This window comes from Streptomyces sp. NPDC049585, assembly GCF_040675615.1.
GTDB classification, from domain to species: Bacteria; Actinomycetota; Actinomycetes; order Streptomycetales; family Streptomycetaceae; genus Streptomyces; species Streptomyces luteosporeus.
Map to the genome: position 1 here is coordinate 28,230 of NZ_JBFAPE010000021.1, position 19,741 is coordinate 47,970.

Annotated in this window: 15 protein-coding genes; 6 read left to right on the plus strand and 9 right to left on the minus strand. The window is 75.3% G+C overall.

What is annotated here, in order from left to right:
• Nucleotides 1–134: 134 nt before the first annotated feature.
• A complete protein-coding gene (locus tag AB0K17_RS21200; RefSeq protein WP_344432632.1) occupies nucleotides 135–518 on the plus strand; it encodes a cold-shock protein in 384 nt (127 codons plus the stop codon).
• 9 nt (nucleotides 519–527) lie between these two features.
• On the opposite strand, the gene AB0K17_RS21205 is transcribed toward AB0K17_RS21200, so the two are convergent.
• Genes AB0K17_RS21205 through AB0K17_RS21220 form a run of 4 tightly spaced genes read right to left on the minus strand, consistent with a single transcriptional unit; the run spans nucleotide 528 to nucleotide 4,030 of the window.
• Nucleotides 528–1,397 (minus strand): 1,4-dihydroxy-6-naphthoate synthase, encoded by an 870-nt coding sequence (locus AB0K17_RS21205; RefSeq protein ID WP_365983852.1) that lies wholly within the window; start codon nucleotides 1,395–1,397, stop codon nucleotides 528–530.
• Complete coding sequence (locus tag AB0K17_RS21210) at nucleotides 1,397–2,128, minus strand: futalosine hydrolase (protein ID WP_365983904.1); 732 nt, start codon at nucleotides 2,126–2,128, stop codon at nucleotides 1,397–1,399. The genes AB0K17_RS21205 and AB0K17_RS21210 overlap by 1 nt, the downstream gene beginning before the upstream one ends.
• 7 nt (nucleotides 2,129–2,135) lie before the next feature.
• The gene (locus AB0K17_RS21215; RefSeq protein ID WP_365969264.1) at nucleotides 2,136–2,615 is read right to left on the minus strand and encodes a DUF2771 domain-containing protein; all 480 of its coding nucleotides are present in this window, start codon (nucleotides 2,613–2,615) and stop codon (nucleotides 2,136–2,138) included.
• A gap of 26 nt (nucleotides 2,616–2,641) precedes the next feature.
• Nucleotides 2,642–4,030 (minus strand): MFS transporter, encoded by a 1,389-nt coding sequence (locus AB0K17_RS21220; protein WP_365983853.1) that lies wholly within the window; start codon nucleotides 4,028–4,030, stop codon nucleotides 2,642–2,644.
• A gap of 327 nt (nucleotides 4,031–4,357) precedes the next feature.
• On the opposite strand from AB0K17_RS21220, the gene AB0K17_RS21225 reads away from it, so the two are divergent.
• The 3 genes from AB0K17_RS21225 to AB0K17_RS21235 all read left to right on the plus strand — a co-directional run bounded on the left by AB0K17_RS21225 (nucleotide 4,358) and on the right by AB0K17_RS21235 (nucleotide 8,896).
• Nucleotides 4,358–5,245 (plus strand): DUF3027 domain-containing protein, encoded by an 888-nt coding sequence (locus tag AB0K17_RS21225; protein WP_365983854.1) that lies wholly within the window; start codon nucleotides 4,358–4,360, stop codon nucleotides 5,243–5,245.
• A 147-nt stretch (nucleotides 5,246–5,392) separates the two neighbouring features.
• The gene (locus tag AB0K17_RS21230; protein ID WP_365983855.1) at nucleotides 5,393–8,641 is read left to right on the plus strand and encodes a molecular chaperone Hsp90; all 3,249 of its coding nucleotides are present in this window, start codon (nucleotides 5,393–5,395) and stop codon (nucleotides 8,639–8,641) included.
• Between the two features lie 63 nt (nucleotides 8,642–8,704).
• Nucleotides 8,705–8,896 (plus strand): DUF1059 domain-containing protein, encoded by a 192-nt coding sequence (locus AB0K17_RS21235; RefSeq protein ID WP_365983856.1) that lies wholly within the window; start codon nucleotides 8,705–8,707, stop codon nucleotides 8,894–8,896.
• Between the two features lie 250 nt (nucleotides 8,897–9,146).
• Here the strand turns inward: AB0K17_RS21235 and AB0K17_RS21240 are convergent, their stop codons facing one another.
• Together AB0K17_RS21240 and AB0K17_RS21245 are read right to left on the minus strand one after the other, a co-directional pair.
• Complete coding sequence (locus tag AB0K17_RS21240; protein WP_365983857.1) at nucleotides 9,147–11,525, minus strand: HAD-IC family P-type ATPase; 2,379 nt, start codon at nucleotides 11,523–11,525, stop codon at nucleotides 9,147–9,149.
• Nucleotides 11,526–11,571: 46 nt separating this feature from the next.
• Nucleotides 11,572–11,856: a DUF2530 domain-containing protein gene (locus tag AB0K17_RS21245; RefSeq protein ID WP_365969271.1), complete on the minus strand. Its 285-nt coding sequence runs from the start codon at nucleotides 11,854–11,856 to the stop codon at nucleotides 11,572–11,574.
• Nucleotides 11,857–12,076: 220 nt separating this feature from the next.
• Here AB0K17_RS21245 and AB0K17_RS21250 point away from each other — a divergent pair, with 220 nt between their 5' ends.
• Nucleotides 12,077–13,552 (plus strand): NCS2 family permease, encoded by a 1,476-nt coding sequence (locus tag AB0K17_RS21250; RefSeq protein ID WP_365969272.1) that lies wholly within the window; start codon nucleotides 12,077–12,079, stop codon nucleotides 13,550–13,552.
• Between the two features lie 177 nt (nucleotides 13,553–13,729).
• On the opposite strand, the gene AB0K17_RS21255 is transcribed toward AB0K17_RS21250, so the two are convergent.
• Nucleotides 13,730–14,689, minus strand: coding sequence for a hypothetical protein (locus AB0K17_RS21255; RefSeq protein ID WP_365983858.1), 960 nt, complete (start codon nucleotides 14,687–14,689; stop codon nucleotides 13,730–13,732).
• Between the two features lie 120 nt (nucleotides 14,690–14,809).
• On the opposite strand from AB0K17_RS21255, the gene AB0K17_RS21260 reads away from it, so the two are divergent.
• Entirely contained in the window at nucleotides 14,810–17,233 is a 2,424-nt protein-coding gene (locus tag AB0K17_RS21260; RefSeq protein ID WP_365983859.1) for a helicase C-terminal domain-containing protein, read from the plus strand.
• A gap of 174 nt (nucleotides 17,234–17,407) precedes the next feature.
• Here AB0K17_RS21260 and AB0K17_RS21265 read toward each other — a convergent pair whose 3' ends face one another.
• The gene (locus AB0K17_RS21265; RefSeq protein ID WP_365970149.1) at nucleotides 17,408–18,772 is read right to left on the minus strand and encodes a PTS transporter subunit EIIC; all 1,365 of its coding nucleotides are present in this window, start codon (nucleotides 18,770–18,772) and stop codon (nucleotides 17,408–17,410) included.
• 28 nt (nucleotides 18,773–18,800) lie between these two features.
• The gene (murQ, locus tag AB0K17_RS21270; protein WP_365983860.1) at nucleotides 18,801–19,736 is read right to left on the minus strand and encodes an N-acetylmuramic acid 6-phosphate etherase; all 936 of its coding nucleotides are present in this window, start codon (nucleotides 19,734–19,736) and stop codon (nucleotides 18,801–18,803) included.
• Nucleotides 19,737–19,741: the final 5 nt, after the last annotated feature.

Here is a 19,741-nt window from a genome sequence, read left to right on the forward strand (position 1 = left end):
ACGTCTTGTCACGGGGCCGGGGACCATTAGCCTTGGGGGTAGCGGGCCCTTGCGACCCGCTGTAATGCTATCCAGAGCTGTTTTTCTGTTGAATTACGGCATATTTCGACGAGACACGAGGACGAGGACAAGACGTGCCTACCGGCAAGGTCAAGTGGTTCAACAGCGAGAAGGGCTTCGGCTTTCTCTCCCGCGACGACGGCGGAGACGTCTTCGTGCACTCCTCGGTGCTCCCTGACGGAGTCGACGCCCTCAAGCCCGGCCAGCGGGTCGAATTCGGCGTCGTCGCCGGCCAGCGCGGCGACCAGGCGCTCTCCGTGACCGTCCTCGACCCGACCCCCTCGGTCGCCGCCGCGCAGCGCCGCAAGCCGGACGAGCTCGCCTCCATCGTGCAGGACCTGACGACCCTCCTGGAGAACGTCACCCAGCAGCTCGAGCGCGGCCGCTACCCCGACAAGGCCCACGGCGCCAAGATCGCGAACATGCTGCGCGCGGTCGCCGACCAGCTGGACGTCTGAGAACGGGGCCTAGGCGCCCGGGAATGCCAGCGCGTCCCGGCCGAGGGGTGGTACGAGTCCCTCGGCCGCGGCGCGGGTCAGCAGGCCGCGCACCGCGGCGTAGCCGGCCTCGCCCAGGTCGGCGGTGAACTCGGTGACGTACAGCCCGATGTGCTGGTCGGTCACGGCCGGGTCCATCTCCTGCGCGTTGGCCAGCACGTACTCCCGCGAGGCCGTGGGGTCGTCCCAGGCCATGCGCACCGAGGTGCGGGCCGCCTCGGCCAGCCGCCGCAGCAGCGGGGCGCCCAGGGACCGCTTGGCGATGATCGCGCCCAGCGGGATGGGCAGGCCCGTGGTGTCCTCCCAGTGCGCGCCCATGTCGGCCAGGCAGGTCAGGCCGTAGTCGCGGTAGGTGAAGCGGGCCTCGTGGATGACCAGGCCGGCGTCCACCTTGCCGTCCCGCACGGCGGGCATGATCTCATGGAAGGGCAGGACGACGACCTCGCCGACGCCGCCGGGCACCTCCGCGGCCGCCCACAGCCGGAACAGCAGGTAGGCGGTGGACAGCTCGCTGGGGACGGCCACCGTCCGCCCGGCCAGGTCGGCCGGCGTCGCCCGGTCCCTGGTGAGCACCAGCGGGCCGCAGCCGCGCCCCAGAGCCCCGCCGCAGGGCAGCAGCGCGTACTCGTCCAGCACGTACGGCAGCACGGCGTAGGACACCTTCAGCACGTCGAACTCGCCGCGCTGCGCCATGCCGTTGGTGACGTCGATGTCGGCGAACGTCACGTCGATCGGTGGTGCGCCGGGCACCTGCCCGTGCGCCCAGGCGTGGAAGGTGAAGGTGTCGTTGGGGCAGGGGGAGTACGCCACCTGCAACGGCTGCTCGGTCGGCTGGGACATCAGCGGGCCACCTCCGCTCGCTCGGCCAGGACGGGGATCAGCTTGCCGAAGGCGTCGGTCAGCGCACCGAGCGCCTCCTTGATGCGCCAGGACTCGCGGTCGCGCGGCCCGACGGCGTTGGAGACCGTCCTCAGCTCGCCCGCGGGCACCCCGTGGGCGGCGGCCGCCCCGGCGACGCCGAAGCCCTCCATGCCCTCGGCCACGGCCCGCGGATGACGGCCCGCCAGCTCGGCGGCCCGGGCGGCGGTGCCGGTGGTGGCCGAGACGGTCAGCACGTCACCGCGCACGGCGCCGGTGGCGTCGGCCAGGGTACGGACGACGTCCTCGGGCACGACGTGGGAGCCGGTGCCGAAGCCCAGCTCGGCCAGCGGCACGAAGGAGCCGTCCGCGGCCTGCGCGCCCAGGTCGGCCGCCACGATCGTCTCGGCGGCCACCACGGTGCCGAGCGGCGCCGCGGGCGCGAAACCGCCCGCGATGCCCGTGCTCAGCACCAGGTCGTACGGCTCGCCGGCCAGCGCGGCCGCGGTCAGGGCCGTGGCCGTGGAGGCGGCGGCGGCCGCAGGCCCCACACCGCCCGCCAGGACGTCGAGCACCGCGCCGCCCGCGCGCAGCCGGTGCAGCACGAGGCCGCCGGGCAGCACGCGCTCCTCGCAGCGCGGCCCGGCGGCGGTCACGGCGTCCCGCTCGACCGCGACGGCCGCGACGACCAGGGCGCGCCGGTGGGAGGTCATGCGGCGGTCAGGACTGACGCTCAAGGGTGAAGTTCCAGACGCCCAGGGCCTTGCCGGACGCCGCCTCGACGATGCTGACCTGCGTCTTCTGGACCGCGCCACCCTGGCCGCCGGCGAAGAAGGCGCTGGCCGGGATGGTCCGGTACGTCTTCTTGTTCGCCTCCTGCTCGGCAGGCGTGTTGTTGATGAAGATCGTCCAGCCCTCGTCCGCGATCTTCGGGTCGACGCCGAAGCGGATCTTGTCCTCCATGGACGCCTTGACGGTCTTGCCCGAGTCGCCCTTCATGCACCCGAGGACCTTGTCGTTGGCGATGGCCTCGCCGTCGTTGTAGCAGGCGGCCTCGGCGGTGATCGTCGTCGAACCGACGGTCACGGTCGCCAGCGGCGTCGGCTTGTCGCAGGCGGAAAGGGCGACGAGCCCGAAGGTCACGGCACCGACGGCGGCAGTGGCGCGGCGGCGCTTGCCCCGGATAATCGCAGCGGTCATGCGGGCAGGCTATCGGGCCCGTTCGATCAGGCCACGCGCGGGTGCGGCGAGCCGCGCCGGGCGGCCGCCAGCAGCCCCCGTACGGCAGTGGCCGCCCCCAGCGCCAGGAACGCCGCCGCCACCGACATGCCGACCACCCCATTGAGCGGCAGCACGATCCCGATCGCGCCACCCACCACCCAGCACATCTGCAGCAACGTCTCCGAACGGGCGAACGCCGAGGTGCGCACCTGCTCGGGCACGTCCCGCTGGATCAGCGAGTCCAGCGACTGCTTGCCCAGCGCCTGCGCGATCCCGGCGACCGCCGCGACGAGCACCACGAACACCGCGTTGTACAGGGCCGCCGCCAGCACCGCCGACGCCAGCGCCACCGTCAGCACCAGCGCGATCGTCTTCTCGGGGCCGCGCGAGCGCAGCAGCGCCCCCATGGCCGTGCCCAGCGCGTTGCCGCCACCGGCCGCCACCACCACCACGCCCAGCGACAGCGCCGGGCCCAGCCCGTCCAGCGGATGCACCCGCAGCAGGAACGCCAGAAAGAACGTCAGGAAACCCGACAGCATGCGCAGCGCGCCGTTGGCCTGCAGCCCGTGCAGCACCGAGGCGCCCACCGTGCGCAGCCCCGGCCCCTTGGGCCGCCGCATCGTGCGCAGCCGCCCGCGCCGGGCGCGGCCGCGCTGCTCCGGCGCGTGCAGCAGCGCACGCACCTCGCCCTTGGCCGAGTCCACCGTGGCCGGCAACGACAACGACAAGTACGTGCCGAACGCGAACACCACGCACGCCCCGTACAACGGCCACTGCGGCCCCACCTGATGCAGCCCCGCCGCCACCGGGGCCGCCAGTCCCGTCGCCAGCAGCCCGCCCAGGGTCACCCGTGAGTTCGCCTTGACCAGCGCGATCCGCGGTGGCATCAGCCGCGGCACCACGGCCGAGCGCACCACCCCGTACGCCTTGGACGCCACCAGCACCCCGAGCGCCGCCGGATACAGCTCCAGCCCGCCGGTCGCCACGGCGCCCGACATCGTCACCGCCAGCACCGCCCGCGTCAGCATCGCGCCCGCCATCGCCGCCCGCCGGCCGTGCGGCAGCCGGTCCAGCAAGGGGCCGATGACCGGCGCCAGCAGCGTGAACGGCGCCATCGTCACCGCCAGGTACAGCGCCACCCGGCCGCGCGCCTGATCGGTGGGCACCGAGAAGAACACGGTCGACGCCAGCGCCACCGTGATCAGCATGTCGCCCGCCGAGTTCACCGCGTGCAGCTCGATCAGCTTCGCCAGCCCCGACTCGCCGGCGCCGTGGGCATGCGTCGCCCGGCGGATGCCCCGGGCCGCCCCCCGGAAAGGAGCGCGCACGACGCGCGCGGCCCGGCTGGCCGTACGGCGCAGCGGGCCGCCCTCGGCCGACCGGATGGCTCCCACCACGCCATACTGCCCCAACTGGCACCGCCGATGGCACTTTCGGGGGCCGCCCGGCCCCGGCACGCCCCGCCGTCGGCACGACGGTGACGCCCGGGTATGCCCGAGGTGGCCGCGCGGGGTAGCGTGCACAGCGCGCCACCGGCCGTCCGCTTCGGCCGCACCCCGGGTCGCCATCCCGCAGAATGGGGGGTGACAGGTGTGCCCGGGCCGTCCGGGCGCGGACGTCGACGCGGTCCAGCGGTCCGCTCCGTCCGTCGCCCCCGGCAGCCCGGTCGGCGCACTCGTGAGACGGCGTGGAAGAGAGAATCGATTCTTGTGAGTGCTGCGATGCGAAGCCGTACCCCGGACCGCCTGTGCGCCGAGGCGGTCGAACTCGCCCGGGCGGCCGCCGAGGAGGCCGCCGCACCGAGCACGGTGGGCGACCATGTCCAGGTCACCGCCGACGGGGACCGCGTCGTCACCCACCACTTCGCCTGCCACGACCCCGGCTACCGCGGCTGGCACTGGGCCGTCACCGTCGCCCGCGCCTCCCGCGCCAAGCTCGTCACCGTCGACGAGACCGTCCTGCTGCCCGGCCCCGACGCCCTCCTCGCCCCGGAATGGGTGCCCTGGAGCGAGCGGCTGCGCCCCGGCGACATGGGCCCCGGCGACCTGCTGCCCACCGAGGCCGACGACCTGCGCCTGGAGCCCGGCTGGACCGGCGAGGAGGAGCCCCCGGCGAACTCCGCGGTCTCCCACGAGATGAGCGAGCTCGCCGACGCCGAGGACGCCGAGGTCACGGCCGGCCCGCCCGCCGCCCAGCCCGTCGCCCCCCGGCGCGGCTCGATCTCCGCACTCGCCGAGGAACTGGGCATGCGCCGCGCCCGGGTCCTGTCCCGCTACGGGCTGCACACCGCCGCCGACCGCTGGGACGAGACCCACGGCTCCAAGACGCCCATGGCCCAGGCCGCCCCCGCCTCCTGCGTCAGCTGCGGCTTCCTCGTGCCGATCGGCGGCTCCCTCGGCCAGGCGTTCGGCATCTGCGCGAACGAGTTCGGGCCGGCGGACGGGCACGTGGTGTCCCTCTCCTACGGGTGCGGCGGGCACTCCGAGGCGGCCGTCATGCCGAAGCCGCCGCGGCCGGCGCCGCCGGTCGTCGACGAGACGCTCGTGGACGAGATGCCGTTGCGCGAGGGCGGCGAACAGCCGGCCGAAGAGGATCTCGGGCACTCCTGAGCCTGGCGGGATGCGAGCCGGTGGGTGTGCCCACCCTCCCCCAGCCAGCTACCGCCGGGAGGTGCCCCCACCGCCCTGCGGGACGATTGCCCGCAAGCGAGCGGTACCGTCGCCCCATACACACCTGTGAGGGGAGCGACGAGCGTGATGGATCCGTTCGGGACCGCGCGGCTGCGGCAGGGCGTGCTGGACGCGTGGGCGGCCTCGCCCGCACGGTTCCGGGAGGACGCCAACGCCGAGGAGGATCTCGCCCTCGGCGGCTACCGTGACCGCCTCGTCGTCGAGCTCGCCCAGAACGCCGCCGACGCCGCCGCCCGCGCCGGCGTCCCCGGCCGGCTGCGGCTGACGCTGCACGCCGGCGGCGCCGGCGCGCCCGCCACCCTCGCCGCCGCCAACACCGGTGCACCGCTGGACGCCGCCGGCGTCGAGTCCCTGGCCACCCTGCGGGCCTCCGCCAAGCGCGATGCCGAGCCCGCCGGGCCCGGCGCGCCGGTGGGCCGCTTCGGCGTCGGCTTCGCCGCCGTCCTCGCCGTCACCGACGAGCCGGCCGTGCTCGGCCGCACCGGGGGCGTGCGCTGGTCCCTGGCCGAGGGCCGGGCGCTGGCCGAGGCCGCGGCGCAGGGCGTGCCCGCCCTGGCCGAGGAGATCCGCCGCCGCGAGGGCCACGTGCCGCTGCTGCGGCTGCCGCTGCCCGCGGAGGGCGCCGCGCCCGCCGGGTACGACACGGTCGTCGTGCTGCCCCTGCGCGACGTCGCCGCCGAGGACCTGACCCGGCGTCTGCTCGCCGGGATCGACGACGCCCTGCTGCTGACGCTGCCCGGCCTGGCCGAGGTCGTGATCGAGACGCCGGAGGGCGGGGTGCGCACCCTGACCCGGCACCGGCAGGGCCCGTACACGGTCGTCGAGGACTCCGCCCGGGCCGGTGCCACGCGCTGGCGGGTGGAGAGCACCTGCGGCCGCCTGGACGCCGCGCTGCTGGCCGACCGGCCCGTCGAGGAGCGCCACCGGCCGTACTGGTCCGTCACCTGGGCGGTGCCCGTGGGCCCGGCCGGCGAGCCCGTACGCCCCGTGACCGCGCCCGTCGTGCATGCGCCGACCCCCACCGACGAGCCGCTGCGGCTGCCCGCGCTGCTGATCGCGAGCTTCCCGCTGGAGCCCACCCGGCGGCACACCGCGCCGGGTGCGCTGACCGACTTCCTGATCGGGCGCGCCGCCGAGACGTACACGGCGCTGCTGCGCGACTGGCACCCGGTCTCCACCGGCACCCTCGACCTCGTACCGGCGCCGCTGGCCACCGGGGCCGTGGACGCCGAGCTGCGCCGGCTGGTGCTGGAGCGGCTGCCGCGCGTGCCGTTCCTGCCCGGCGCGGCCGGCAGCCTGCCGGAGGAGCCGGCGCCGGCGCCGGGCACCGGCGTGGAGGGCATCCCCTGGACCGAGGGCCCCGACGCGGCCACGCACACCGCGCAGGGGGCGGCGCCGGCCGAGGCCGAGCGCCCGGCCTGGGACGACCCGTTCGCCGAGGCCGGCGAGCCCGTGGCCATCCGGCCGCTGGACGCCGAGCTCGTCGAGGGGGCGGGCGCCGAGACCGTGGCGGTGCTCGCCGAGCTGTTCCCCACCCTGCTGCCCGCCGGCCTGGAGCGCCGCCCCGAGCTGCGCGCCCTGGGCGTGGTCCGCATCCCGCTGGGCGAGGTCGTCGACCGGCTGGCCGGCGTCGAGCGCGACCCGTCGTGGTGGTGGCGGTTGTACGACAGCCTTGCCGGGGTCGACCCCGACCGGCTGACCGGCCTGCCCGTCCCGCTCGCCGACGGCCGGACCGCCGTCGGCCCCCGGCAGGTGCTGCTGCCGCCCTCCGACACCACCGGCTCCGAGCGGCTCTCCCGGCTGGGCCTGCGGATCGCCCACCCCGACGCCGCGCACCCGCTGCTGGAGAAGCTCGGCGCCACCCCGTCCTCGCCCCGCGCGATCCTGACGACCCCCCAGGTGCGGGCGGCCGTCGCGAACTCCCTGGACGCCGAGGAGGTGTGGGACGAGGAGGGGACGCTGGACGCCGACGCCCTCGCCGAGGTGGTCCTCTCCCTCGTGCGCGACGCCGAGCTCGCCCCCGGCGACGAGCCCTGGCTGGGCGCCCTCGCCCTGCCCGACGAGGACGGCGAGCTCGCCCCCGCGGGCGAACTCGTCCTGCCCGGCAGCCCCTTCGAGCAGGTCATCAGGCCCGGCGAGCTCGCCGCCGTCGACGCCGAGCTGGCGGCGCGCTGGGGCGAGCAGCCGCTGACCGCCGTCGGCGTCCTCGCCACCTTCGCGCTCGTGCGCGCCGGCGACGTCGTCCTCGACCCCGACGAGCTGGAGCCGCGCGACGGCGACTACGCCGAGCCGGACGACGTGGGCCTGCTGGACGCCGTCGACGTCTGGTGCGAGGACGTCCTCGACCGCTTCCCCGACACGCCCGTGCCGCCCGTCGCCACCGAGATCACCGCCGTGCGCGACCTGGAGCTCGTCGACGACGACGCCTGGCCGCAGGCGCTGGCCCTGCTCGCGCAGCCGCCGCTGCGCGACGCGCTGACCACGCCGGTGCGGGTACTGCTGCCGGACGGCACCACCGAGTCCGTCCGCCCGTACACCGCGTGGTGGCTGCGCGGCCACCCCGTCCTGGACGGCCGCCGCCCGGCGGGCCTGCGGGCGGCCGGCGGCGACCCGCTGCTGGCGGGCCTGTACGAGGCGGCGGACGCAGGCGGTCTCGCGGACGAGCAGGTGCTGCGGGCGCTCGGCGTGCGCACCTCGCTCGCCGCCCTGCTGGACGAGCCCGGCGGCGCCGCCGAGCTGCTGGCCCGCCTCGCCGACCCGGCCCGCCCGGTGCACGAGGCCCAGTTGCACGGGCTGTACGGGGCGCTGGCAACCCTCGACCCGGAGGAGGTCACTCTCCCGGACGAGCTGCGGGCCGTCGTCGACGGCGAGGTACGGGTGGTGGACGCGGCCGACGCGCTCGTCGCCGACGCCCCCGACCTGATGCCCCTCACGGCGGGCCACCCGCTGCTGCCCGTCCGCCCGGACCGGGCCGCGGCCCTCGCCGAGCTGCTGCAGGTGCGGCGGGTGAGCGAGGTGTTCCCCGTGACCGTGCCTGCGGGCGACGGGGAGGTGCACCAGGTCCCGGCGGGGCTGCTGGCCCTGCTGCCGGGCGCGCCGGGGACGTACGTCGAGCACGAGGAGCTGGTCGTCGGCGGCGTCGAGCTGGACTGGCGCCTGGGCCCGGACGGCGTCCTGCACGCGACCACCCTGGAGGGCCTGGCGGCCGGTCTGGCCTGGGCGGCCGGCGCGTGGTCGCGCCGCTTCGAGGCGGCGGCACTGCTGGAGGACCCCTCGCGCACGCAGGAGCTGGCGCGGGCCCGCTGGTTCGACTGACGGTGCCTACCCTGGTCGTAGTGGGCCCGTCACGACCACGGGCCGTACGACCAGGAGGCCGTCATGACCAGGAAGACAGCCGACTGCCGCAAGTACCCCAGCGAGTCCCACTGCACGCTGACGATCACGGGTGAGGAGGACGAGGTCCTGCGCGCCGCCACCGAGCATGCCGTCTCCGTCCACCAGCACGAGGACAGCCCGGAGCTGCGCGAACAGATCCGCGGCATGCTGGAGGACGCCCCCGAGGGGACGTAAGGCCGCGGCACCACGGCGCCCCGTAGGGGCTGTCCGGCGGATCACGCAGTGCCCCGTAGGGGCGCGGGGAACTGCGCGATCGGCCACCGACGGCCTGCAGCCGAACGCGCACCCCCGGGCCCGGGCGCAGCACGGCACTCACGTGCGGGCGCGTCGTGGCTTGTCGCGCCCACGCGGCGGCAGCTGCATATCGACACCGCCCCGCGCCCCTACGGGGCACTGCACGATCCACCCGGGCAGGGCCCCGGCGCTACGCCGGGAAGCGGCGGCCGATCCAGCGCCAGGTCAGCTCCAGTACCACCGCCGCCGCGGTGGCGATGGCGACGGCCGTCCACGGCATCAGCGTGCCGACCAGCTTCAGCGCGAAGAAGTGCTGCAGCCACGGCACCGCCAGGACGGCCAGGAAGCCCACCCCCATGGCCACCACCAGCGCCACGCGCCACCACGTCCACGGCCGGGCGATGATCGCCAGTACCCACATCGAGATCAGGAACAGCGTGAGCGTGGCCGCGCTGGTCTCCGCCTGCAGCGAGCCCGGCCCGCTGTAGTGGGCGCGGGCCAGCAGGTACGCGGCGAAGGTGGCCAGACCCGCGATCAGCCCGGACGGCACGGCGTAGCGCATGACCCGGCGCACGAAGTGCGGCCGGGCCCGCTCCTTGTTGGGGGCGAGGGCCAGGAAGAACGCCGGCACGCCGATGGTCAGCGTGGACAGCAGGGTCAGGTGGCGCGGCAGGAAGGGGTAGGGCACGCGGGTGGCGACGACGAGGATCGCCAGCAGCACCGAGTAGGCGGTCTTGGTCAGGAAGAGCGTGGCGACGCGGGTGATGTTGCCGATGACGCGCCGGCCCTCGGCGACGACGGACGGCAGCACGTCGAAGCCGTTGTTCAGCAGCACGATCTGGGCGACGGCCCGGGTGGCCTCGGAGCCGGAGCCCATGGCGACGCCGATGTCGGCGTCCTTCAGGGCGAGGACGTCGTTGACGCCGTCGCCCGTCATGGCGACGGTGTGCCCGCGCGCCTGCAGGGCGGCGACCATGTCCCGCTTCTGGCGGGGGGTGACCCGGCCGAAGACGGTGGCGCGTTCGAGGGCGCCGGCCATGCGGTCGGGGTCGGCGGGCAGCCGGCGGGCGTCCACGGGCCCGTCGGCGCCGGGCAGCCCCAGCTGGGCGGCGACGGCGCCGACGGAGACGGCGTTGTCGCCGGAGATGACCTTGGCCGCGACGTCCTGCTCGGCGAAGTAGCGCAGGGTCTGCGCGGCGTCGGAGCGCAGTCGCTGGGCGAGGACGACGAGGGCGGTGGGCTGGAGGTCCTGCGTGGCGCGGGGGTCGTCGAGGTCGTACGGGGCGCGGGCCAGCAGCAGCACGCGCATGCCCTTGGCGCCCAGGTCCTCGGCCTCGGCGAGGGCGCCGTCCCCGTCGGGCAGCAGCACGTCGGGCGCGCCGAGCAGCCAGGTGCCGCTCTCGCCGTCGGGGCCGTTGAGGGCGGCCCCGCTGTACTTGCGGGCGGAGGAGAAGGGCAGCGCCTGGGTGCAGCGCCAGCCGGGGCGGGCGGGGAAGGCGTCGATGACGGCCTGCAGGCTGGGGTTGGGCCGGGGGTCGGCCTCGCCGAGCGCGCCGAGCACCTGGCGCGCCTGCTCGCCCTCGACGGGGGCGCGGGGCAGCAGGCGCAGCTCGGCGACGTCCATGCCGCCCTCGGTGAGGGTGCCGGTCTTGTCCAGGCAGACGACGTCGACGCGGGCCAGGCCCTCGATGGCGGGCAGCTCCTGCACCAGGCACTGCCGGCGGCCGAGGCGGACGACGCCGATGGCGAAGGCGACGGAGGTGAGCAGCACCAGCCCCTCGGGGACCATGGGCACGATGCCGGCGACCATGCGCCGCACGGCCTCGCGCCAGTCGTGCCGCTGCACGACCAGCTGGCTGAGGACGAGGCCGATGGCGGCGGGCAGCATCATCCACGTCACGTACTTGAGGATCCGGCTGATGCCGGTGCGCAGTTCGGAGTGGACGAGGGTGAAGCGGGACGCCTCCTCGGCGAGCCGGGCCGCGTACGCCTCGCGGCCGACCTTGGTGGCGGTGTGCGCGCCGCTGCCGGCGACGACGAACGAGCCGGACATGACCGCGTCGCCGGGGCGCTTGAGGACGGGGTCGGCCTCGCCGGTCAGAAGGGACTCGTCGATCTCCAGCCCGTCGGCCTCGACCACCTCGCCGTCGACGACGCACTTGTCGCCGGGCCCGAGTTCGATGACGTCGCCGAGGACGATCTCGTGGGTGGCCACGGGCACGGGCGCCCCGTCGCGGCGGACGGTGGGCCGGGCCTCGCCGACGACGGCCAGGGAGTCCAGCGTCCGCTTGGCGCGCAGTTCCTGGACGATGCCGATGGCGGTGTTGGCGATGATGACGAAGCCGAAGAGGCCGTCCTGGATCGGGCCGACGACCAGGATGATCAGGAAGAGGACGCCGATGATGGCGTTGAAGCGGGTGAAGACGTTGGCCCGGACGATGTCCGCCAGGGATCTGGAGGACCGTACGGGGACGTCGTTGACCTCGCCGCGCGCGACCCGCTCGGCCACCTCCCGGGCGCCGAGGCCGGGATGCCGAGCGACTGCCGTCGCCCGCGACGGTTCGCCCATGTTCCGACGGTAGCCGAAAGGGCCGGTCGCGGCCTTCGGCCGGGTGTCAGTCGCGGCCCTCGGCCGGGGCGCCGGCGGCGGCCGTGGCCGCCGCGTGCCGCTTGAGCGCGGCGTCGCGCCTGCGGACGTACCAGATGCCGATGAGGCCGAGGCCGGCGCCGGCCAGGCACGTCCACACCCACCACAGGTGCCCGTGGTCCTCGAACCACCCGTAGAACGGCAGCTGGGCCAGGAAGAGGACGAACCACACGATCGTGCCGCCCGTGATCGTGGCGACGACGGGCCCCTCCAGGGGCTCGGGAGCCTCGTGCGTGGGTGTCCACTTCTTCATGACGACCAGCCTAGTGCGTCCGAGGCCTTGCGCCGCAGGGGTCTACGCGCGGAGATAGCCAATCCGGCCTTGTTTATTCATACTGAATCGAACGGAATTTGACTGCTCGCTTTTGTTTGATCGGCCAAACGATGGCGAATCGGTGCCGAATCAACGGGCATTCAAGATCCTTTTTTGTTTGTTTCCCGGCCCTTCCCGGCCCATACGACTGAGGTTCCGCATGCCCACCTCGGCCACCTCCGCGGCCCGCGCCCAGCAGCCGTCCGGCCCGCCCCCCGCCGCCGGGCGCGGCGTCCTCGACCGGTACTTCCGGATCACCGAACGCGGCTCGTCCGTCGCCCGAGAACTGCGCGGCGGTCTGGCCACGTTCTTTGCGATGGCGTACATCATCGTGCTGAACCCGATCATCCTCGGCGCCGGCCAGGACAAGTTCGGGCACCACCTGGACAACGGCCAGCTGGTCACCGCGACCGCACTGATGGCCGGCCTGTCCACCCTCCTCATGGGCATCATCGGCAACGTGCCCATCGCCTGCGCCGCCGGCCTCGGCATCAACGCCGTCGTCTCGCTGCAGCTCGCCCCCAAGATGAGCTGGCCGGACGCGATGGGCATGGTGGTCCTCGCCGGCCTCGTCCTGATGATCCTCGTCGCCTCCGGCCTGCGGCAGCGCGTCATGGACGCCATCCCCGCCGGGCTGCGGCGGGCCATCGCCATCGGCATCGGCCTGTTCATCTCGCTCATCGGCCTCGTCGACTCCGGCTTCGTCACCCGCAACCCCGACGCCGCGCACACCACCGTCCCGCTCGGCCTCGGCCAGGGCGGTCAGCTGCAGGGCTGGCCCGTCCTCGTCTTCGTCCTCGGCCTCGCACTGACCTTCGTCCTCGTCGTGCGCAAGACCTCCGGCGCCATCCTCATCGGCATCGTCGTGATGACGCTCGTCGCCATCGTCATCAACTCCCTCGCCGACCTCCCCGGCAAGAACTGGGGCCTGTCCGTGCCCACCTGGCCGGACCGGATCGTCGCCACCCCCGACTTCGGACTCGTCGGCAAGGTGAGCCTCTTCGGCGGATTCCACGAGGTGGGGCTGCTCACCGGCTGCCTGTTCGTCTTCACCGTGCTGCTCTCCGGCTTCTTCGACGCCATGGGCACGATCATCGGCGTCGGCGAGGAGGCCGGGCTGACCGACGACAAGGGCCAGCTGCCCAACATGGGCAAGATCCTCATGATCGACGGCATCGCGGTCGCCGCCGGCGGCGCCGGCTCCGCCTCCGCCAACACCTGCTTCGTGGAGTCCACCGCGGGCGTCGGCGAGGGTGCCCGCACGGGCCTGGCCAACGTGATGACCGGCGGCCTCTTCCTGCTCGCCCTCGTCTTCACCCCCCTGGCCACCGTCGTGCCCTCGCAGGCCGCCACGCCGGCCCTGCTCGTCGTCGGCTTCCTGATCATGGCGTCCAACGTCAAGGAGATCGACTGGAACGACTTCACGATCGCGATCCCCGCGTTCCTGACGATCGTCTCCATGCCGTTCACGTACTCGATCACCAACGGCATCGGCATCGGCGTGCTCGCCTTCATCCTGCTGCGCATCGCCACGCGCCGGGCCCGCGAGATCCCGTGGCTGCTCAACGCCGTCGGACTGTGCTTCCTCGTCTACTTCCTGCTCAGCCCGATCGAGCAGGCGCTGGGCATCAAGTAACGCCCCTTACGCGGCACCAGGGCGCCCCGTAGGGGCGCGGGGAACTGCGCGACAAGCCACGACGCGCCCGCAGACGAAAGTGCCGTGGTGCGCGCCCGGACCCGGGCAGGTACGTCGACTGCAGGCCGCCGGTGGCCGATCGCGCAGTTCCCCGCGCCCCTGCGGGGCGCTGCCCGCTCAGCCCGGGCGGCGGGCTCGCCACAGGACGAATGCCGCCGACGCCACCGCCGCCGCCTTGACGACCACCGGCCACGTGTCGGAGAGCACCGCCGCCATCCCGCCCTGCGGTATCGGCTCGCCCCAGCGCCCGTTGGCCCGGCCCCACAGCCACACCATGCCGGCCGCCGCCACCAGTCCGGGCACGCCCAGCACCGCCCACTTCGACTCCGTCTGCGTCAGTCGGCGGGTGACGTACGCCAGGGCCCAGCCGGCGACCAGCACCAGCCAGTTGCCCAGCACGGCGCCCGCGACCAGCAGCACGGCCACCAGCAGGAGCAGGGGGCTCATGGGCACCCCGGCCCGCGAGCGCCACAGGCTGAAGCCGGGCTCGCCGGCCGCCTCGTCCTGCGTACCCTGCCCTTCCGCCGCCTCGGCGGCCTTCGCGGCCGCCGACAGCTGCGGCTCGGGGAGGCGCGGCGGCGGGGGCCTGAGCATGTCGGCGATCTCGATGCCGCCGGTGAAGCCGTACACGGCGTCCCCGCCCGCCTCCGCGGACGGGCGGGCATCGCCGCCCCCGCCGAGCGGCACCGGTTCGATGCGCTCGGTGCGCCACCAGTCGGCCTCCCGGCGGCCGCCCGCGGGCCGCAGCTGGTCCTCGGGCGCGAGGTGCGGCGGCAGGGCCTCCCGGCGCTGCTCGGGCACCCGCCCCGCGTCCGGCGCCACCGGCACGCCGGGCCCGTCCCCGGCCAGCAGCCCGTCTGCGTCGGCCACGGCCTCCGAGGGCGTGCCCAGGCCGTCGAGGATGCGCTGCACGGCCGTGGGTGTCTCGGCGCCCTCCGCGGCCCGGCGGCGCTCGATCTCGGTCCGGAGGCGGGAGACCAGGCGCATGCGGTCCCCGGAGGTCAGCGACTGTCTCTGCGCGAGGTCGCCGACCTTGCTCAGATAGTCGTAAACCAGCTGATCGCTCTCGATCCCCACCGAAGCCCCCAAGGCCGCACGAGCCGTCGCCTTCCCCGACGGTACCGGTTCCCCGTCCCGCGTCCCGGTAGCCCGGGCGAAGCCGGGGCCGATCCGCACGGACCCGGTACCGTAAACAGAATGACCACTTCGCGGGAGACAGGCAGCACCGGCGGCGCCCCGCGCACCCTCGCCGAGGAGCTGCGCGCCCGTCCCGACGAGGCCCTCGCCGCGCTGCTGCGCGCCCGGCCGGACCTGCTCAATCCCGTCCCGGGCGACCTCACCCAGCTCGCCACGCGGGCGGCCACCCGGGCCTCGGTCGTCCGCGCCCTCGACCGGCTGGACCGGTTCGCACTGCAGGTCGCCGAGGCCCTGGCCATCGCCGCGGACCCCTGCCCGTACGACGTGCTGGCCGCCCTGATGACAGGGGACGACGCCGAGGACCCGGCCGTCGCCGCCGAGCTGCCGCGCGCGGTCGCCACCCTGCGCGAACAAGCCCTCATCTGGGGCGGCGAGGACCGCCTGCACCTCGTGCGCACCGTCCGCGAACTCCTCGCCCCCACCCCCACGCGCCCCTCCCCCACCGGCCTGGGCCCCACCGTCGCCGAGGTCACCGCGGGCATGTCCCCCGGCCGGCTGCAGCAGATCATCACCACCGCCGGACTGCCCGGCACCCACGATCCGGTCACGGCCGTCGCCTCCCTGACCGCCCTTTTCGGCGACCGCGCCCGCATGAGCGCCCTCCTGGCCGACGCCCCCGCCGAGGCCACCGCCGTCCTCGGCCGGCTCACCTGGGGCCCGCCCTACGGCACCGTCACCGCCGACCCCGCCCCGCACCTGCGCTGGCTGCTCGACCGCGGGCTGCTGCTGCCCACCGCACCCGGCAGCGTCGTCCTGCCCCGCGAGGCCGCCCTCCACCTGCGCGGCGGCCGCGCCCACCGCACGCCCGAGCCGCTCGCCCCCGAACTCGCGCCCCCGACCGGGCACTCCGCGCCCGCCATCGACGCCACCGCCGCCGGCGCCGCCTTCACCGCGCTGGCCACCGTCGAGGACCTCCTCGGCTCCTGGGAGACCGACGGCCCCCTCGTCCTGCGCGCCGGCGGCCTGAGCGTACGCGACCTCAAGCGCACCGCCACCACCCTCGACACCACCGAGGAGACGGCCGCCTTCTGGGCCGAACTCGCCTACACCGCCGGTCTGCTGGCCTCCGACGGCGACGTCGACGAACGCTACGCCCCCACCCCCGCCTACGACGACTGGCTGCGCCTGCCCGCCGAACAGCGCTGGGCCCACCTCGCCACCGCCTGGCTCGCCGCCACCCGCACCCCCGGCCTCGTCGGCGGCAAGGACGCCAAGGGCCGCACGCTCGCCGCCCTCGGCCCCGACCTCGACCGGTCCGCCGCGCCCGAGGTCCGCCGCCGGGTCCTGGAACTGCTCGCCTCCCTGCCCGCCGGCACCGCCGTGCCCCACGACGCCCTCCTCGCCCGGCTCCGCTGGGAACGCCCCCCGCGCACCACCGCCGACGACCCCCGTGAACGGCTCGCCCGCTGGACCCTCGCCGAAGCCGAACTCCTCGGCGTCACCGGCCGCGGCGCCCTCGCCGGCCACGGCCGCGCCCTGCTCACCGACCCCGCCGCCGCCCCCGCCCTGCTGGCCCCGCTGCTGCCCGAACCCCTCGACCACGTCCTGCTGCAGGCCGACCTCACCGCCGTCGCCCCCGGCCCCCTGCGCCGGCCCCTCGCCCAGGAACTCGCCCTGCTGGCCGACGTCGAGTCCAAGGGCGGCGCCACCGTCTACCGCTTCGCCCCCGACTCCGTACGCCGCGCCCTCGACGCCGGACGCACCGCCGCCGACCTGCACGCCTTCCTCGCCGCGCACTCCCGCACCCCGGTGCCCCAGCCGCTGGCCTACCTCGTCGACGACGTCGCCCGCCGCCACGGCCACCTGCGCGTGGGCGCCGCCTCCTCGTACGTCCGCTGCGACGACGAGGCCGTCCTCGGCGAGATCCTCGCCGACCGCCGCTCGGCCGCCCTGCGGCTGCGCCGCCTCGCCGGCACCGTGCTGGCCGCGCAGGTCCCGCCGGACGCCCTGCTGGAGGGCCTGCGCGCCCTCGGCTACGCGCCTGCCGCGGAATCGGCGGAGGGCGACGTCGTCATCACCCGCGCCGACGCGCACCGCACGCCCCCGCGCACACCCCCCGCGCCCGTGCCGGAGGGCCCGCCCGTCCCCGACGCCACGCTCCTGGGCGCGGCCGTCCGCGCCGTCCGCGCCGGCGACCGCGCCTCGACGGCCCCCCGCAAAGCCTCCCCCGCCGCCGCGACGGGCGGGCTCCCCCGCACGACGTCGGCGGAGACCCTCGCCACGATGCAGGCGGCCGTCCTGACGGGCACCCCCGTCTGGATCGGCTACGTCAACGCGGAGGGCGCGGCGAGCCAGCGCGTGATCGCACCGGTACGGGTGGAGGGCGGCTACGTGACGGCGTTCGACCACACGGCGGAGGAGGTCCGCACGTTCGCCCTCCACCGGATCACCGGCGTGGCGGAACTGGCGGAGGACACGGTGTGACGCCTGCGGCGGGCTGAGCCCCGGTCCCGCCCTCTCCCCGTCTCCTGGCGGGGCTGCGCCCCCTAGCACCCCCCCGCTTGTCCTCAATCGCCGGACGGGCTCGATTGAGCCCGTCCGGCGATTGAGGACACCGGGCGGAGCCCCCGGGAGAAGGGGAGAGGGTGGGGCCGGGGCTCAGCCCGCCGCAGGCGCACGGCCACCGGCTCGCAGGACACGCCGCAACCCGAACGCGTACGTCGCGCCGAATCCCGCCGCGTACCCCGTCAGCAGCCCCGCCCCGTACACCGCTGCCGCCCCCAGCAGGCCGTCGCTGCCCCGCAGCAGGGGGAAGAGGGCCCACCCCGACGGGCCGATCGCCGTTGCGCCGCACGTGTGGCCGAGTTGGTGGAGGAGGCCCACCACGCCCCCGCCGCACGCGCCGCCCACGCAGGCCGTGACGAACGGTCGGCCCAACGGCAGGGAGACGCCGTAGACGAGGGGTTCGCCGATGCCGAGGAGGCCGGCCGGGAGGGCCGAGCGGATGGTTCTGCGCAGGTCCGCGTCGCCGCGGAGGCGGACGTAGACGGCCAGGGCGGCGCCGACCTGGCCGGCACCGGCCATGGCGAGGATCGGCAGCAGGACCGTCGAGCCGGTCTCGGTGATGAGCGTGGTGTGCAGGGGGATCAGGGCCTGGTGGAGGCCGAGCATGACCAGGGGCAGGAAGAGCGCGCCGAGGACGAAGCCCGCGGCCGCGCCGCCGTGGGTGAGCAGCCGGTCGGCCAGGTGGCCGGTGGCGGAGGAGATCTCGCCGGCCGCGAACATCAGCCCGTACAGCGTGACCAGCCCCGGCAGCAGCACGGTGAGGAAGGGGGTGACGAGGGTGTCCAGGGCCTCGGGGACGATGCGCCGGCAGGTGCGTTCGACGCCGGTGGCCAGCAGGGCGGCGGCCAGGGCGCCGAGGACTCCGCCCTGGCCGGGGGTCAGGGAGAGCCCGAAGGCGTCGACGCGGGCGACGCCCGGGTGGACGACGACGGCTGCCACCGCCGCGCCGAGGATCGGCGTGCCGCCGAACTCCTTGGCGGTCTGGTACCCGACGAGCACCGCGATCAGGGACATGAAGCCGCCGGCGATCGCGGTGAGCGCGGGGACGAGCGCGGGCAGCAGGTGCAGGTTGGCCAGCAGTCCGGCGAGGCCGGCGATGATGCCGCAGCCGACGAGGGCGGGGATGAGCGGTACGAAGATCTGCGCGATGCGGCGCAGGAGCAGCCGTCCGCGATCGGGGGGCGGCGGGGCGAGCAGCAGGTGCAGTTCCCTGGCCACCCGGCCGACCGTGCCGGGGCCGAGCACGATCTGCCAGGCCGGGCCGTCGGCGACCACGCCCAGGACGCCGGGCCGGGCCCGCAGGGCCGCGCCGTCCACGGCGGCGGGGTCGTGGACCTCGACGCGCAGGCGGGTCATGCAGTCGGCGACGGAGCGGACGTTCGCGGCGCCGCCGAGCAGCGCGAGGAGCGCCGCGCCCGTACCGGGCGGGTCGTGGGTCGGCCGGGCGTCCTGTGTCATGCGTGCTTCACCAGCACATGACGCTACGTCAGCCCGACGCCTCCCGCAGCGCGGCACGCAGGTGCCCGCCCGACTCCCTCAGCAACCGCGCCGCCGTGGCCCCGTCGACGCCGGCGAGCAGCACCAGGATGGCGTTCTTCGCCTCGCCGCCGGTCTCGGCGAGCGCCGCCTGCACCTCGGCGTCCGGCGCCCCCGTGGCGAGGGAGACGATGTGCAGGGAGCGGGCGCGCAGCTTGTCGTTGGAGGCACGGACGTCGACCATCAGGTTCCCGTACGTCTTGCCCAGCCGGATCATCGTGATCGTCGAGATCATGTTGAGGACGAGCTTCTGCGCCGTGCCCGCCTTCAGCCGCGTCGAGCCCGTCACCAGCTCCGGCCCCACGACGACCTCGATCGCGTGCTCGGCGGCCCGGCCCAGCGCCGAGCCGGCGTTGCAGGCCAGGGCGACGGTCAGGGCGCCCGCGGCGCGGGCGTGCCGGACGGCGCCGAGCGCGTAGGGCGTACGGCCGGAGGCCGAGACGCCGACGACGGTGTCGCCGGGGCCGGTGCCCAGGGCGTCGAGGTCGGCGGCGGCCAGCTCCTCGCTGTCCTCGGCGCCCTCGACCGCGGCGACCAGCGCGCCCGGACCGCCGGCGATCAGGCCGACGACCCGGTCGGGGCCGGTGTTGAACGTGGGCGGGCACTCGCTGGCGTCCAGCACGCCCAGCCGGCCGGCCGTGCCGGCGCCGGCGTAGACCAACCGGCCGCCGCGGGCCATGCGCTCGGCCGTCGCGTCGATGGCCGCCGCGATCTGCGGCAGCCGGTCGGCGACCGCGCCGGCCACGGTCGCGTCCTCCGCGTTCATGATCCTGGCGATGTCCCCGGTGGGCAGCCGGTCGATGTCGGCCAGCTCCGGCCGGAACGCCTCGGTGGTCAGCCCCGCCAGCTGCGCCCGCAGGGCGCTCAGGGCCACGGCCTCGGACATCTGGC

Coding starts and splice junctions, on each gene's coding strand:
- AB0K17_RS21205 (WP_365983852.1), bottom strand. CDS start 1,397: ATGTCCCAGCCGACCGAGCAGCCGTTGCAGGTGGCGTACTCCCCCTGC.
- AB0K17_RS21210 (WP_365983904.1), bottom strand. CDS start 2,128: ATGACCTCCCACCGGCGCGCCCTGGTCGTCGCGGCCGTCGCGGTCGAG.
- AB0K17_RS21215 (WP_365969264.1), bottom strand. CDS start 2,615: ATGACCGCTGCGATTATCCGGGGCAAGCGCCGCCGCGCCACTGCCGCC.
- AB0K17_RS21225 (WP_365983854.1), top strand. CDS start 4,358: ATGCGAAGCCGTACCCCGGACCGCCTGTGCGCCGAGGCGGTCGAACTC.
- AB0K17_RS21230 (WP_365983855.1), top strand. CDS start 5,393: ATGGATCCGTTCGGGACCGCGCGGCTGCGGCAGGGCGTGCTGGACGCG.
- AB0K17_RS21235 (WP_365983856.1), top strand. CDS start 8,705: ATGACCAGGAAGACAGCCGACTGCCGCAAGTACCCCAGCGAGTCCCAC.
- AB0K17_RS21240 (WP_365983857.1), bottom strand. CDS start 11,525: ATGGGCGAACCGTCGCGGGCGACGGCAGTCGCTCGGCATCCCGGCCTC.
- AB0K17_RS21245 (WP_365969271.1), bottom strand. CDS start 11,856: ATGAAGAAGTGGACACCCACGCACGAGGCTCCCGAGCCCCTGGAGGGG.
- AB0K17_RS21250 (WP_365969272.1), top strand. CDS start 12,077: ATGCCCACCTCGGCCACCTCCGCGGCCCGCGCCCAGCAGCCGTCCGGC.
- AB0K17_RS21260 (WP_365983859.1), top strand. CDS start 14,810: ATGACCACTTCGCGGGAGACAGGCAGCACCGGCGGCGCCCCGCGCACC.
- AB0K17_RS21265 (WP_365970149.1), bottom strand. CDS start 18,772: ATGACACAGGACGCCCGGCCGACCCACGACCCGCCCGGTACGGGCGCG.
- murQ (WP_365983860.1), bottom strand. CDS start 19,736: ATGTCCGAGGCCGTGGCCCTGAGCGCCCTGCGGGCGCAGCTGGCGGGG.